At 69.0% G+C, this 15,110-nt stretch carries 12 protein-coding genes; 8 read left to right on the forward strand and 4 right to left on the reverse strand.

Going from position 1 to position 15,110, the window contains the following annotated elements:
• Positions 1–3 precede the first annotated feature (3 nt).
• Entirely contained in the window at positions 4–1,821 is a 1,818-nt protein-coding gene (locus Q0599_RS13510) for a TRAP transporter large permease subunit (protein WP_298830216.1), read from the forward strand.
• A gap of 90 nt (positions 1,822–1,911) precedes the next feature.
• On the opposite strand, the gene Q0599_RS13515 is transcribed toward Q0599_RS13510, so the two are convergent.
• Together Q0599_RS13515 and pmbA are read right to left on the reverse strand one after the other, a co-directional pair.
• Complete coding sequence (locus Q0599_RS13515; RefSeq protein ID WP_298830218.1) at positions 1,912–2,994, reverse strand: TRAP transporter substrate-binding protein; 1,083 nt, start codon at positions 2,992–2,994, stop codon at positions 1,912–1,914.
• Between the two features lie 128 nt (positions 2,995–3,122).
• Positions 3,123–4,505 carry a metalloprotease PmbA gene (gene pmbA, locus Q0599_RS13520; RefSeq protein WP_298830219.1) on the reverse strand — a complete coding sequence of 461 codons (1,383 nt, stop codon included), beginning with the start codon at positions 4,503–4,505 and terminating at the stop codon, positions 3,123–3,125.
• Positions 4,506–4,551: 46 nt separating this feature from the next.
• Here pmbA and yjgA point away from each other — a divergent pair, with 46 nt between their 5' ends.
• Both yjgA and mog read left to right on the forward strand, forming a co-directional pair.
• Positions 4,552–5,106, forward strand: a complete 555-nt coding sequence (gene yjgA, locus Q0599_RS13525; protein WP_298830220.1) for a ribosome biogenesis factor YjgA — start codon at positions 4,552–4,554, stop codon at positions 5,104–5,106.
• Positions 5,099–5,686 carry a molybdopterin adenylyltransferase gene (mog, locus tag Q0599_RS13530; protein WP_298830221.1) on the forward strand — a complete coding sequence of 196 codons (588 nt, stop codon included), beginning with the start codon at positions 5,099–5,101 and terminating at the stop codon, positions 5,684–5,686. The genes yjgA and mog overlap by 8 nt, the downstream gene beginning before the upstream one ends.
• Before the next feature lie 147 nt (positions 5,687–5,833).
• Here the strand turns inward: mog and cysE are convergent, their stop codons facing one another.
• Together cysE and Q0599_RS13540 are read right to left on the reverse strand one after the other, a co-directional pair.
• On the reverse strand, positions 5,834–6,613 hold the full coding sequence (cysE, locus tag Q0599_RS13535; protein WP_298830222.1) for a serine O-acetyltransferase: 780 nt from the start codon (positions 6,611–6,613) through the stop codon (positions 5,834–5,836).
• Between the two features lie 59 nt (positions 6,614–6,672).
• Entirely contained in the window at positions 6,673–7,398 is a 726-nt protein-coding gene (locus Q0599_RS13540; protein WP_298830224.1) for an RNA methyltransferase, read from the reverse strand.
• 95 nt (positions 7,399–7,493) lie between these two features.
• Here Q0599_RS13540 and Q0599_RS13545 point away from each other — a divergent pair, with 95 nt between their 5' ends.
• The 5 genes from Q0599_RS13545 to Q0599_RS13565 all read left to right on the forward strand — a co-directional run bounded on the left by Q0599_RS13545 (position 7,494) and on the right by Q0599_RS13565 (position 15,107).
• On the forward strand, positions 7,494–8,456 hold the full coding sequence (locus Q0599_RS13545) for an inositol monophosphatase family protein (protein ID WP_298830226.1): 963 nt from the start codon (positions 7,494–7,496) through the stop codon (positions 8,454–8,456).
• Between the two features lie 593 nt (positions 8,457–9,049).
• Entirely contained in the window at positions 9,050–10,495 is a 1,446-nt protein-coding gene (locus tag Q0599_RS13550) for a cytochrome P450 (protein WP_298830228.1), read from the forward strand.
• A 384-nt stretch (positions 10,496–10,879) separates the two neighbouring features.
• Complete coding sequence (gene mutS / locus Q0599_RS13555; RefSeq protein WP_298830230.1) at positions 10,880–13,486, forward strand: DNA mismatch repair protein MutS; 2,607 nt, start codon at positions 10,880–10,882, stop codon at positions 13,484–13,486.
• Positions 13,483–14,307, forward strand: a complete 825-nt coding sequence (locus Q0599_RS13560; RefSeq protein ID WP_298830232.1) for a proteasome-type protease — start codon at positions 13,483–13,485, stop codon at positions 14,305–14,307. Before mutS ends, Q0599_RS13560 begins: the two co-directional genes overlap by 4 nt.
• A complete protein-coding gene (locus tag Q0599_RS13565; protein WP_298830235.1) occupies positions 14,304–15,107 on the forward strand; it encodes an alpha/beta hydrolase in 804 nt (267 codons plus the stop codon). The genes Q0599_RS13560 and Q0599_RS13565 overlap by 4 nt, the downstream gene beginning before the upstream one ends.
• The last annotated feature ends 3 nt before the right edge of the window (positions 15,108–15,110 follow it).

Raw genomic sequence — 15,110 nt, forward strand, 5'->3', positions numbered from 1 at the left:
GCCATGGTCGAGTTCATCACCCAGAACTTCGTCCCGCTGATGTTCGCGGGGCTGTTCGTCTTCCTGCTGTCGGGCATTCCGGTCGCATTCGGCCTCGCCGCCACCGGATTGCTGTTCGGCTTCATCGGCATGGAAGCCGGCCTGTTCGGCAGCAACCTGTTCCAAGCGCTGCCGCTGCGGGTGTTCGGCATCATGCAGAACGACACGCTGCTGGCGATTCCGTTTTTTACCTTCATGGGCATCGTGCTCGAGCGTTCCGGCATGGCCGAAGACTTGCTCGAGACGGTCGGTCAGGTGTTCGGCCCGGTGCGTGGTGGCCTGGCCGTGGCGGTGATCCTGGTGGGCGCGCTGCTGGCCGCGACCACCGGCGTGGTGGCTGCGGCGGTGATCAGCATGGGCCTGATCTCGCTGCCGATCATGCTGCGCTACGGCTACAACCGCACCATCGCCACCGGGACCATCACCGCCTCGGGCACGCTGGCGCAGGCCATCCCCCCCTCGCTGGTGCTGATCGTGCTGGCCGACCAGCTGGGCCGCTCGGTCGGCGACATGTACGCCGGCGCGCTGATCCCCGGCCTGCTGCTGGTCGGGCTGTACCTCGCCTTCGTGGTGCTGGTGGCCATCGTCAAGCCCTCGTGGATGCCGGCGCTGCCGCACGAGGCGCGCATCTACCGCGAGCCCAACGGTTCCAGCGGCCACCGCTCGCTGCTGGCGCTGCTCGTGCTGTGCGCCGGCGTCGGTTGGGCCTGGTCGAGGGTGCACCAGTCGGTCATCAACCCGCTGATCGACCGTCAGCTGCCGGCACCGGGCGACGAGATCGTCATCCTCTCGATGACGGTGGCCTCGGTGCTCGCGCTGGTGCTGGCACTGGTCAACAAGCTGCTCAGAATCGGCCTGCTGTCGAGGCTGACCGAGCAGGTCACCTTCGTGCTGATCCCCCCGCTGGTGCTGATCTTCCTCGTGCTCGGTACCATCTTCCTGGGCATCGCCACGCCGACCGAGGGCGGCGCGATGGGTGCGCTCGGCGCGCTGATCATGGCGGTGTCGCGCAACCGCATGTCTCGCAAGCTGATGGTGCAGGCACTGGACAGCACCGCCCGGCTGTCGATCTTTGTGCTGTTCATCCTGATCGGCTCGACGGTGTTTAGCTTCACCTTCAACGCCGCCGACGGCCACATCTGGGTCGAGCATCTGTTCGACAACATGCCCGGCGGCGCGCTGGGCTTCCTGATCGTGGTGAACATCCTGGTGTTCATCCTGGGCATGTTCATCGACTTCTTCGAGATCGCGTTCATCGTGATCCCGATCCTGGCGCCGGTGGCCAACAAGATCCTGCCCGAGCTGCTGCCCGAAGGCACCCCACCCAACATGGCGCTGGTGTGGTTCGGTGTGATCATCGCGATGAACCTGCAGACCTCGTTCCTGACACCGCCGTTCGGCTTCGCCCTCTTCTACCTGCGCAGCGTCGCGGCCCGCAAGGACTACAAGGACCGCATCACGGGCGAGACGATCCCGGCCGTCACCACTCCGCAGATCTACAAGGGTTCGATCGCCTTCATCGTGCTGCAGGTCGTCATGGTGGCGGCCGTGATTGCCTTTCCGAACCTGGTTACCGGCGGCATCGACAAGGGCGTCACCATCGATGCCGACAAGGCGCTCGAGATGCTGCAGAAGCAGGACACCGGCTCGCGCCCGGCGGATCCGATGGCCGGCTTCGACGTGCCGGCCGCCGCGTCGGCGCCGGAGAGCGCCGCACCCGAGCAGAAGGACGACCCCATGAAGGGCCTGCTCGAATCGATCAAGGAGGACCAGAAGAAGTAACCCCGTCCGCACCGGCCCGGATCGCCGCCGGGCCGGGCACGAAAAAGCCCCGCCGAGGCGGGGCTTTCTTCTGGACGGACGCGGTGCCGATCAGAGCTTTTGCGACTGCATGAAGTCGTCGAAACCCGACTCGGTGAAGCGGAACCAGAGGTTGGCGTCGCGGCGGAACGCGGCGTAGTCCTCGTAGATCTTCTTCCAGGCCGGGTTGGTGTTGTTCAGTTCGCCGTAGACCTCCATGGCGGCCTTGAAGGCGCCCTCCATGACGTCCTTCGGGAAGCGGAACAGCTTGGTGCCCTGGCTGACCAGCGTCTTCAGCGCGGCGGGGTTGCGCGCGTCGTAGCGGGCCTGCATCTCGACGTGGGCATAAGCCGCAGCGCTCTCGATGATCGCCTTGTACTCGGACGACAGGCCGTCGTAGGCCTTCTTGTTGACGTACAGCGACAGTTGCGGGCCACCTTCCCACCAGCCGGGGTAGTAGTAGTTCGGCGCGACCTTGTTGAAGCCCAGCTTCAGGTCGTCGTACGGACCGACCCACTCGGCCGCATCGATCGTGCCCTTTTCGAGGGACTGGTAGATCTCGCCACCGGGGATGTTCTGCGGCACGGCGCCGATGCGCTCGAGCACCTTGCCGCCGAAGCCGCCGATGCGCATCTTCAGGCCCTTGATGTCGGCCAGCGACTTGATCTCCTTGCGGTACCAGCCGCCCATCTGGGCGCCGGTGTTGCCCATCGGGAAGTTGAGGATGCCCACCTGACCGTAGAACTCGCGGGTCAGCTTCAGGCCATTGCCCTCGTACATCCAGGCGGTCATCTGGCGGCTGTTCAGACCGAAGGGGATGGCGCAGTCCAGCGCGTAGGTCGGGTCCTTGCCGAAGAAGTAGTACGGCGCGGTGTGCGCCATCTCGACCGTGCCGTTGGAGGCGCCGTCGAGCACGCCGAACGGAGGCATCAGTTCGCCGCCGGCATGCACCGAGATCTGGAACTTGCCGCCGGTCATGTCGCCGACCTTCTTGGCCATCACCTCCGCGGCGCCGTAGATGGTGTCGAGCGACTTCGGGAAGCTGGAGGCCAGACGCCAGCGGATGTTGGCCTGGGCGTGCACGATGGCCGGTGCGGCACCGGCGGCCAGCACGCCGGCCAAGCCGGCGCCATGAATGAACGAGCGACGTTCCATGCGGATTCTCCTGATGTGGATAGAGCGGAGGAAGGGTTGAGCGAAGAAATTCTAGGAGGGGGGTATAAGCCCCCCGCCCCGTGTTTACCCCTGCGCAAAATTACGTGCCCACCGCGCGGCGCAGGCGCTCAGCTGCCGGCCAGCTTCATGCGGTCGATCAGCACCGAGCCGATCGTCCGCGTGCCGGCCGTGTAGGCATCGGCACCGACGGCGACGATGCCCTTGAACATCTCGCGCAGGTTGCCGGCGATGGTGATCTCGTGCACCGGATAGGCGATGTGGCCGTCCTCGACCCAGAAGCCGGCCGCGCCGCGCGAGTAATCGCCGGTGACCTGGTTGACGCCCTGCCCCATCAGCTCGATGACGAACAGTCCGCGATGCAGCTTCTTCAGCATCGCGTCGAGGTCGTCCCCCGGCTGCGTGAGGCGGCTGTTCATCGTCAGGTTCTGCGCCCCGCCGGCATGGCCGGTGGTGCGCATGCCGAGCTTGCGCGCCGAATAGCTGGAGAGAAAGTAGCCCTGCAGCACGCCGCCCTTGACCACGTCGCGCGGTCGCGTGACCACGCCCTCGTCGTCGAAAGGCGCACTGCCCTTGCCGCGAAGCACGTGCGGATCCTCGCGGATGTCGATGTGCGGGGCCAGCACCGCCTTGCCCAGGCTGTCGAGCAGGAAGCTCGACTTGCGGTACAGCGCGCCGCCGCTGACCGCCTGCACCAGCGAGCCCAGCAGCCCGGCGGCGACGGTGGACTCGAACAGTACCGGCACCTCGGCAGTGGCGACCTTGCGGCTGCGCAGCCGCGACAGCGCACGCTCGGCGGCGTAGCGGCCCACTGCTTCGGGAGCCGCCAGGTCGTCCGGTGCGCGCATCGAGCTGTACCAGGCGTCGCGCTGCATGTCGTCGCCGTTCTTGCCCGGCAACGAGGCGATCGGCGCCACCGACAGCGAGTGCCGCGAGCTGGCGTAGCCGCCGCGGAAGCCGCGGCTGTTGGCCATGAAAAAATGGGACTGCTGCGCGGATACGCCTGCGCCGTCGGAATTGGTGATGCGGCGATCGACCTCGAGCGCGGCCTCCTCGCAGCGCAGCGCGATCTCCACGGCCTGCTCCGCGACGATGGGCCAGGGATGGAACAGGTCGAGGTCACGCTCCGCTGCGGCGCCGAAGGCGAGGTCCTCCACTTCGGGCAGGCCGGCGGCCGGGTCCTCGGCGGTGAAGCGTGCGATGTCGTGGGCGGCGCGCACCGTCTGCTCCATGGCGGTGCGTGAGAAGTCCGACGTGCTGGCGTTGCCTCGGCGCTTGCCGACGTAGACCGTCACGCCCAGAGACTTGTCGCGGTTGCGCTCGACGTTCTCGATCTCGCCCTTGCGCACGCTGACCGACAGCCCCACGCCTTCGGAGACTTCCACCCCGGCCTCGCTGGCTCCGAGCGATTTCGCCAGCGCCAGCGCGTCTTCGGCGAGCTGCTGGAAGTGTTCGCGCGTGTAGGCGAAGCCGCGGGCATTCTTGTCGGTCATGGGGAGGCGTTCGTGCAGAGGGCGCGGGCTATGATAACCACGCGCCATGCGCTCACCGACCATGTCCCGCCACCTTCCTCTCCACCTCCCTGTCGACGCTGTCGACCCCGACGAACGCCCCAGCAAGACACAGCGCAAGAAGGCCTCGCACGAATTGCAGGACCTCGGCCAGGCGCTGGTCGACCTGCCCGAATCGCGCGTCAAGGACCTGGCCATCCCCGAGAACCTGCGCGATGCGGTGCACGAGTACCGCCGCACGCGCACCCACGAGGGCCGGCGCCGCCAGATGCAGTACATCGGCAAGCTGATGCGCGGCGTGGACACCGAGCCGATCCGCCAGGCGGTGCTCGACATGCAGCTCGGGCGCGCCAAGGATGCGCTCGCGCTGCACGAGGCCGAGCGCTGGCGCGCCGAGCTGGTCGCCAGCGACGACGCCGTCACCGGCTTCCTGCAGCAGTTCCCGCGCAGCGACGCGCAGCAGCTTCGCAGCCTGATCCGCAGCGCGCGCAAGGACGCCGCGGCGCATCCCGAGCAGCGCAGTGGCCGCGCCTTCCGCGAGCTGTTCCAGTTCATCCGACAATCCCGCGACGATCATGAGTGACTCCCGCTTCGACCCTGTGCGCATCGGCGTCGTTTCGATCAGCGACCGCGCCTCCTCCGGCGTCTACGAGGACAAGGGCATCCCGGCGCTGCAGGACTGGCTGAATCGAGCGTTGCGCAACCCGATTGCCTGGGAGGCGCGGCTGATCCCCGACGATCTGGAGGGGATCGGCGCCGCGCTGCGCGAGCTGGTCGATGTGGCGAAGTGCGACCTCGTGCTCACCACCGGCGGCACCGGCCCGGCGCCGCGCGACGTCACGCCCGAAGCGACGATGGCCGTGGCCGACAAGCTGATGCCTGGCTTCGGCGAACAGATGCGCCAGATCAGCCTGAACTTCGTGCCCACCGCGATCCTCTCGCGCCAGGTGGCCGCGATCCGCGGCAAGGCGCTGATCATCAACCTGCCCGGCCAGCCGAAGTCGATCGCCGAGACCCTCGAAGGATTGCCGGACCGCGGCGTGCATGGCATCTTCGCCGCCGTGCCCTACTGCATCGACCTGATCGGCGGCCCCTACTTCGAGACCGACGAGGCGGTGTGCAAGGCCTTCCGGCCGAAGTCGGCGCTCCGACCGCCCGGCTGAGCCGATGGCCCTGGCCCGCCGCGCCGCCGCACTCGCCTCACGAGCCCCCTAGCGCGACGCCGGACATCGACGCAGTGCGCGGCGGGGGCCACCTCCGGATGCTCACGCTGCCGCTGAGCCTGCGGTGAGCGCCGCCACGCTCGCCGCTCACTTCACCAGGCGATTGAGGCGCTCGGCGTCGAACTGCTCGGTGGTGTGGGCATCGTCGGGCACACAGTCGGTGCTCGGCAACTCCCGCGAGCGCTGCGAGAGCTTCTCGATCGCGTGCCACAGCAGCGCGATCTGGTGCTCGTGGCCGGACGCGTTGTCGATCAACCCCTTCATCGCCTGCGCGACGGGGTCGTCGCCCTGCGTCACGCCATAGGCCGAGAAGCCCATCTTCGCCGCCGCCGCCTCGCGCGCCGCATCGCTGTCGGCGTTGATCACACGCGCCGGGTTGCCTACGGCGGTGGCGCCGGCCGGCACCGGTTTGACGACCACCGCGCCGGATCCCACGCGTGCGCCGTCACCGACGGTGAAACCGCCGAGCACCTGCGAGTTCGCGCCGACGATCACGCCGCGACCCAGCGTCGGGTGCCGCTTGGCGCCCTTCGACAGCGAGGTGCCCCCCAGGGTCACGCCCTGATAGATGGTGCACTCGTCGCCGATCTCTGCCGTCTCGCCGATCACCACGCCCATGCCGTGGTCGATGAAGACACGGTGGCCGATGGTCGCCCCAGGATGGATCTCGATGCCGGTGAGGAAGCGCGCGAGGTGCGAGACGAAGCGGCCCAGCCAGCGCCAGTCGCGCTTCCAGCAGGCGCTCGCCCAGCGATGCATCACCAGCGCGTGCAGGCCCGGGTAACAGGTCAGCACCTCCCAGCGCGAGCGCGCGGCGGGGTCGCGCTCGAGGATGCAATCGATGTCTTCGCGCAGGCGCTGGAACATGGCTGACTCTCGAGGAGGTGGGGAACCAGTGTAGCGGGGGCTGCGAGACCCTGCTCGGCTCAGTCGCGAGACCTGCCGACGAAGCGCGCCATGCCGCGCAGGATATCGACCTCCTCGCGGCTGAGGCGCGCGCGGTTGAGCAGCTGATTCAGGCGCGGCATCAGCTTCTTCGGCGCGGCGGGGTCCAGGAAGCCGATCTCCACCAGCACCTGCTGCCAGTGCGCCAGCAACCCCTGCACCGAAGCGGCATCGGCCAGAGTCGGATCGGTGGTGCGCGGTTCCACGTCGAAGCCCCCCAGCGCCTCGCGCCAGTCGTAGGCGATCAGTTGCACCGCCTGGGCGAGGTTGAGCGAGCCGTAGTCGGCTCTCGTCGGGATGCTCAGGCAGGCATGGCAGCGGTAGACGTCCTCGTTGGCCATGCCGAAGCGCTCCGAGCCGAACAGGAAGGCGACACGTTCCCGCGCGGGCGCCAGCGTAGCGAACAGCTCGCGCGGCGCGAAGGTCGGCGGACCGAAGTCGCGCGGCGTCATCGCGGTCGCGCAGAGGTAGCTCACGTCCTCGAGCGCTTCGGCCAGCGTGGGCACCACGCGCGCGGCGGCGAGCACGTCGGTCGCGCCGCTGGCCATCGCCACCGCCTCGTCGTGCGTCGCCGCTCGGGGGTCCCGTGGCGCGACCAGCCACAGCTCGGAGAAACCCATCACCTTCATCGCCCGCGCCGCCGCGCCGACGTTGCCCGGGTGGCTGGTGCCGATGAGGATGAAGCGCGTCGGGTCCGGTGCTTGCATGGGGTGCCGGGTAAAATCAACATTATCCGCAGCGGTCACTCGCCGTTGCCGCGCTCTTACCTCCCCGCCGGTCCCTCTCCTGTCCAGGTTGCCCCATGTCGCAAGCGCTCCACCCCATGCTCAACATCGCCATCAAGGCGGCACGCAGCGCCGGGGCCATCATCAACCGCGCCTCGCTGGACCTGGATCTGCTGAAGATCAACACCAAGGGACCGAACGACTTCGTCAGCGAGGTCGACCAGGCCGCCGAGCAGGCCATCATCGAGACGGTGCTCGGCGCCTATCCCGGCCACGGCATCCTGGCCGAGGAGTCCGGCCGCACGCACGGCGCGCGCGACAGCGACTACGTGTGGATCATCGACCCGCTGGACGGCACCACCAACTTCCTGCACGGCTTCCCGGTCTACGCGGTGTCGATCGCGCTGGCCTTCCGCGGACAGGTGCAGCAGGCGGTGGTCTACGACCCGACGCGCAACGACATGTTCTATGCCTCCAAGGGGCGCGGCGCCTACCTGAACGACAAGCGACTACGCGCCTCGAAGCGCACACGACTGTCGGACTCGCTGATCGGCACCGGCTTTCCCTTCCGCAAGGGCGACAACTTCAAGCGCTACGTGCAGATGTTCGAGGAAGTCATGCAGCACTGCGCCGGCCTGCGCCGCCCGGGCGCCGCGGCGCTGGATCTGTGCTACGTGGCCGCCGGCTACTACGACGGCTTCTTCGAGACCGGCCTGAACCCCTGGGACATCGCCGCGGGCTCGCTCATCATCACCGAGGCTGGCGGCCTGATCGGCAATTTCACCGGCGAGGCCGACTACCTCTACCAGCGCGAGGTGGTGGCCGGCAACCCGAAGGTCTACGCGCAGCTCGTGCAGATCCTCGCGCCCTACACCCGCGCCATCAAGGCCGACGAGCCGGCTGCGCCGCCGAACCCGGCCGCGCTGACGCCGGAGGCCGCGCTGGCCGCTACGCAGCCTGTCGCCGAGCCGGCGAGAAAGAAGGGCCCGGTACGCATCCGCAAGGCGGACGCGGCGCGCGACGACGACGCCCCGCTCTGAGCCGCGATGGCACGCCCAAATGGGCCAGCCCGTGACGGCCGCCTTCGACGGCCACACGCCGACGATGCAGCAGTACCTTGGGGTGGGTGACATCCTCGTCCTTTGCTGGCGAGACTCTCACGGCCTCCCCCTGGCCTGGACCTGATGGTCGGGATGTCATCTCTCGAGCAGAACTTCGGCGAGACGGTCGTCGCTGCCGTGCCCCTGGTTCGCTTGGCGCTGTTCGCGCTGGCCCCGATCGCCTGGCAGCCCTGAGTCACCATGGCGATGGTGCGCTGAGGCGGAGGGCAGGCCGCTGCCGGTTCAGGTCGCGCCGGCTCGGCGGCCGGGCGGCTGCGGCAGCAGGATGCGCTCGACCTCCCCGCGCACGATGTCCATCAGCAGCCGAGTTGCCGCCGTCGGTGTGCGATCGCGCAGCCACACCGGGCCCAGCCTCGCGCGCAGCGGCGTCGATTCGCAGAGCGGCCCGAATCCCCGAGTCCGCAGGCGGCTCGGAGGTGCTGGCGAACCTCCCTGGCGCGAGCGATCAAGCCGCGGGATTGACGCCGCAACGGCGACGATCAGAATCGCGGCGACAGACGGAGGAGTCTCGGATGTCCACTACGCTCAACGCACCCGGCCAGCGCCGCTATGCGGACCTGCCCGGCCCACGGGGCATCCCGGTGTTCGGCAACGCGCTGCAAGTCGACAAGGCGCGCATGCACCAGAGCGTGGAGCGCTGGGCGAACCAGTACGGGCCGTACTTTCGCTTCCGCATCGGTGACCGGCGCTTCCTCGGCATCGCCGACCACGAGGCGCTCGCCACGTTGATGCGCGACCGGCCCGAGGGTGTGCGCCGCGGCGCGAAGCTCGAGCAAATCTGGCGCGAGCTGGGGCTCGCGATCGGCGTGTTCACTGCGGAAGGCGATGTCTGGCGGCGCCAGCGGCGAATGGTGATGGCCGGCTTCGACCCGGCGCACGTGCGCGAGTATTTCCCGTCGCTGCAAAGGGTCGCGCACCGCCTGGCCGGTCGCTGGAGCGTGGCGGCGCGAGAGGGCCGAGCGATCGACCTGCAGTCGGACCTGATGCGGTTCACCGTCGACGCGATCGCCGGCCTTGCCTTTGGCAGCGACGTGAACACGCTCGAGTCCGATTCAGACCGCATTCAACAGCACCTCGACAAGCTGTTTCCGACCCTGTTCAAGCGGATCATGGCGCCGCTGCCCACATGGCGCTGGTTTCGCAGCGCCGTCGACCGCGAGGCCGAAGCCGCCGTCGCCGAGGTGAAGCGGGCGATCGACGGCTTCATCGCCCAGGCTCGAGAGCGGCTGGCGGCCGACCCGGCGCGCCGCGAGCGACCGCCGAACCTGCTCGAAGCGATGCTCGCCGCCGCCGACGCCGGCGACAGCGGCCTCGGCGACGACGACGTCGCCGGCAACGTGCTCATCATGCTGCTCGCTGGCGAGGACACGACGGCGAACACGATCGCGTGGATGCTCTACCTGATGACGCGCCACCCGCAGACGCTGGAGCGGGCGCGGCGGGAAGTGGACGCCGCGCTCCCGCCGGGAGCGCCGCTGAGTCACGAAGGCCTGGCCGCACTCGACTGGGTCGAGGCGTGCGCGCACGAGACGATGCGGCTCAAGCCGGTTGCGCCCTTCATCGGGCTGCAGTTGCTCCGCGACACGGTCGTCGCTGGCATCGAGGTGCCGAAGGGCACGGTGGTCTGGTCGGTGATGCGCCATGACAGCGTGAACCCGAAGCACTTCCCCGAGCCGCAGGCCTTCAAGCCGGAACGTTGGCTCGCCGACGGTGGGCCGGGACAGGCGGCGGCCTCCGCCAAGCGCGTGTCGATGCCCTTCGGCGCCGGGCCGCGCGTCTGCCCGGGTCGCTACATGGCACTGCTCGAGATCAAGCTCGCCGTGGCGATGCTGCTGCGCGAGTTCGACATCGTCGCGCTCGAGACGCCCGACGGCGCCGAGGCGCGCGAGCGGCTTGAGTTCACGATGCGGCCCGAGGGCCTGACGATGAGACTGAAGGAACGCGCAGTCAGCGCGTGAGCGCCGCCGGTGCCTGTCGCGGTGGCGACCTGGTCCTGTCCCGCCCCGATGCCGATCGATAAGCGCAAGAGCACTCCCCGCCCACGCCGGCTTCGCGCGCATCGTCGTCCAGTCGTCGGGCACGACCGGGCTTGCCGGCCCGGTCCCACGCGCAGTCGAGCCAATTGCAGCACGGCACGCCAGAGATCGCGTCGACTTGGCGGGTCGTTGGCGCGGTACGGCCTCGCCGTCACTCGCGCCGCCGATACCAGTGCGCGCACCCGCTCCGTCGCCGACTGCGGAGGCGCGATCGCAGCGACTCGGGCATGACCCCGTGAGACGACTGAAACCTGCCCGCACGCGAAACCGCTGCGGCGCCCGTCGTGATCTACCATCGCGGGCGTCATGACCGCCCCGACCTCCACCGCAGAGCTGCTCCAAGGCGACCTTTCACGCCACTCGCCCATGATGGCGCAGTACCTGCGCATCAAGGCCGACTTCCCCGACACGCTCGTCTTTTACCGGATGGGCGACTTCTACGAGCTGTTCTTCGAGGACGCGCGTCGCGCCAATCGCCTGCTCGACATCACGCTGACCAGCCGCGGCCAGAGCGCCGGCGAGCCGGTGGTGATGGCCGGCGTGCCGGTGCACTCGGTGGAGAGCTACCTCGCCAAACTGATCAAGCTCGGCGAGGCGGTGGCGATCTGCGAACAGGTCGGTGACGTGGCGACCGCCAAGGGTCCGGTCGAGCGCAAGGTGGTGCGCGTGGTCACGCCGGGCACGGTGACCGACACCGAACTGCTCGCCGACAAGAGCGACGCGGTGCTGCTCGCGGTGGCGCGGCATGGCGGCGTGTACGGCCTCGCTTGGCTGTCGCTGACGCAGGGCGAGGTCGGGTTGACCGAGTGCGGGGAGCGCGAGCTGTCCAGCTGGCTGGCGCGCCTGCAGCCCAGCGAGGCCCTGGTGGAGCGCGAACACGGCAGCGCGGCCCTCGCGCAGTCGCGCGTGCCGCTGACCGTGCGCCCGGCCTGGCAGTTCGACGCCGCCTTGGGCGCGCGCAAGCTCTGCGAGCAACTGCGCGTGGCCAACCTCGCCGGCTTCAATGCCCAGGAACTGCACGCGGCGCAGGCCGCGGCGGCGGCGTTGCTGGCCTTCGCCGAGCACACCCAAGGCCAGTCGCTCGCCCACGTGCGCGCACTCACCGTGCGGCGCGCCAGCGAGCTGCTCGAGCTGCCGCCGACCACCCACCGCAACCTCGAGTTGACGCAGACGCTGCGCGGCGAGGACGCCCCGACGCTGTTTTCCTTGCTCGACAGCTGCCGCACCGGCATGGGCAGCCGCGCACTGCGCCAGTGGCTGACGCAGCCGCTGCGCGAGCGCGGCGTCGCGACGCAGCGCCACGACGCCATCGAGGCATTGCTGCACACCGAGCTCGACGCATTGCGCGAGGCCCTGCGCGGCATCAGCGACGTGGAGCGAACCACCGCGCGCGTGGCGCTGCGCCAGGTGCGGCCGCGCGAGCTGGCCGGCCTGCGTGCCACGCTGCAAGCGCTGCCGCACCTGCTGGCGCGCGTGCCGCACGGCGCGTCCGCGCTGCTCGACAGGTTGTGGGAGGCGCTGCACCCGCCGCCCGAGATCGAGGAACTGCTCGTCGCCGCCCTCGCCGACGAGCCTGCCGTGCTGCTGCGCGACGGCGGCGTGATCGCGCCGGGCTTCGACGCCACGCTCGACGAGCTGCGCGGCATCGGCGCCAACTGCGACGCCTTCCTGCTCGATCTGGAGGCCCGCGAGCGCACGCGCACCGGCATCGCCAACCTGCGCGTGCAGTTCAACAAGGTGCATGGCTTCTACATCGAGGTCACCAGCAGCGGCCTCGACCGCGTGCCGGGCGACTATCTGCGCCGCCAGACGTTGAAGAACGCCGAGCGCTTCATCACGCCGGAGCTGAAAAGCTTCGAGGACAAGGCGCTGTCCGCGCAGGACCGCGCGCTGGCGCGCGAGAAGCTGCTCTACGACCAGTTGCTCGACCAGTTGCAGGCCCATCTGGAGGTGCTCACCGCGCTGGCCCGCGGCCTGGCCAGCCTGGACGCGCTCGCCGCGCTGGCCGAGCGGGCGCGGACGCTGGGCTGGTGCCGGCCGACCTTCGTCAAGGAGCCGTGCATCGACATCGAGGGCGGCCGGCATCCCGTGGTGGAAGCCCGCCTGGCCGAGACCGGGACCGGCGCCTTCATGGCCAACGACTGCAGGCTCGACGCCAACCGCCGCATGCTCGTCATCACCGGACCGAACATGGGCGGCAAGAGCACCTTCATGCGCCAGGTGGCGCTGATCGCCCTGCTCGCCGCGATCGGCTCCTTCGTGCCGGCCAAGGCCTGCCGGCTCGGGCCGATCGACGCCATCCACACGCGCATCGGCGCCGCCGACGACCTCGCCAACGCGCAGTCGACCTTCATGCTCGAGATGACGGAAGCCGCCGCCATCATCCACGGCGCCACCGAGCAGTCGCTCGTGCTGATGGACGAGATCGGCCGTGGCACCTCGACCTTCGACGGCCTGGCGCTGGCCGGCGCCATCGCCGCGCACCTGCACGACCGCAACAAGTCCTTCACGCTGTTCGCCACGCACTACTTCGAGCTGACCGAGTTCCCGCTCAAGCACGAGCGTGCGCTGAACGTGCACGTCTCGGCGGTGGAAAGCGGCGACGACATCATCTTCCTGCACGACATCCAGGGCGGCCCGGCGAGCCGCAGCTACGGCGTGCAGGTGGCGCGCCTGGCCGGCATGCCCGCAGGACTGATCCGCCAGGCGCGCGCCACGCTGGAGGCGCTGGAGTCGCACCAGCGCGCCGGCGATGCGCAGATCGACCTGTTCGCGCCACCGCCTGCGCGCACCGAAGTACCGCCCTCCGAGGTGGAGGACGCGCTCTGCGCCATCGACCCCGACAGCCTCAGCCCCAAGGAGGCGCTGGACGCGCTGTACCGCCTCAAAGCCTTGCAGAAGGAAGCTCCATGACGTATTGCGTGGGCATCAAGCTCGATGCCGGCCTCGTGTTCCTGTCCGACTCGCGCACCAATGCGGGCCTGGACCAGATCAGCACCTTCCGCAAGATGATGGTCTACGAGAAGGCCGGCGACCGCTTCATGGTGATGCTGTCGGCGGGCAACCTGTCGATCAGCCAGTCGGTGCGCGAGATCCTTCAGGTGGAGAAGATCGACAACCCGGGCGGCGAGCCGATCACCATCTGGAACGCCGCCAGCATGTTCGACGCCGTGCGCGTGCTCGGCAGCGCGGTGCGCCGCGTCTACGACCAGGACGGCCCGTCGCTGAAGGCCTCGGGCATCGACTTCAACGCCTCGATGATCTTCGGCGGACAGATCGGCGGCGAGGCGATGCGCCTGTTCCTCGTCTACTCGGCGGGCAACTTCATCGAGGCGACGCGCGAGACCTGCTACTTCCAGATCGGCGAAAGCAAGTACGGCAAGCCGGTGCTCGACCGCATGATCACGCCGGCCACGCCGCTGGACGAGGCCGCCAAGTGCGCGCTGGTGTCGATGGACTCGACGCTGAAGTCCAACCTCACGGTCGGCCTGCCGCTGGACCTGCTGGTCTACGAGCGCGACGTCCTGGCGAGCGAGAAGCTGGTCTGCATCGACGAGCACAACCCCTACTTCCACATGATCCGCAGCACCTGGGGCCAGAAGCTGCGCCAGATCTTCGAATCGATCGACGATCCGCACTGGAATGGCGGCGATGCCGCCCACCCGCTGTGCATCAGCCAGGGCCGCTACGAGCCGATGCGCAAGATCACCCACCCCGGCGAGAAGATCGTTTGAACCGGACGCTCCCGATCGTCTTCAGCCACGCCAACGGCTTCCCCGCCGGCACCTACCGCCTGCTGTTCGAGGCCTGGCGACGGGCCGGCCACGCGGTGCACGCGCTGGACAAGTTCGGCCACGACCCCGCCTATCCGGTGACCAGCAACTGGCCCAGGCTGCGCGACCAACTGATCGACTTCATCGATCGCGAGGTCGGAGGTCCCGCCGTGCTGGTCGGCCACTCGCTCGGCGGGCTGCTCAGCCTGCTGGCCGCCTGCAAGCGGCCCGACCTGGCACGCGGCCTGGTGATGATCGACTCGCCGGTGATCACCGGATGGCGTGCGCAGAGCCTGCAGGTGGTCAAGACCACCGGGCTGGTCAGGCGCGTCTCGCCCGGTCGCGTGTCGCGCACCCGGCGCCACGAATGGCCCTCGCGCGACGCGGTGCGACGGCATTTCGCCGCCAAGGCGGTGTTTGCACGCTGGGATCCGCGCGTGCTCGAAGACTACGTGCGCTCCGGCTTCGAGGATCGCGACGGCAAGACCGTGCTCGCCTTCGACCGGGCCATCGAAACCCGCATCTACGACACGCTGCCGCACCACCTCGCCACGCTGCTGCACCGCCATCCGGTGCGCTGTCCGGTGGCCTTCCTGGCCGGCACGCAATCGGCGGAGATGCGCCAGGGGGGCATCGCGGCATCGAAGGCGCTGGCGCACGGCCGCTTCGCGATGATCGAGGGCAGCCATCTCTTTCCGATGGAGAAACCCGACGAGACGGCGGCCGCGGTGCTGCAGTGGGTCGAAGGCATGGCGCCGTAGGGG

It is taken from the genome of uncultured Piscinibacter sp. (assembly GCF_937952055.1).
Taxonomy (GTDB): domain Bacteria; phylum Pseudomonadota; class Gammaproteobacteria; order Burkholderiales; family Burkholderiaceae_C; genus Piscinibacter.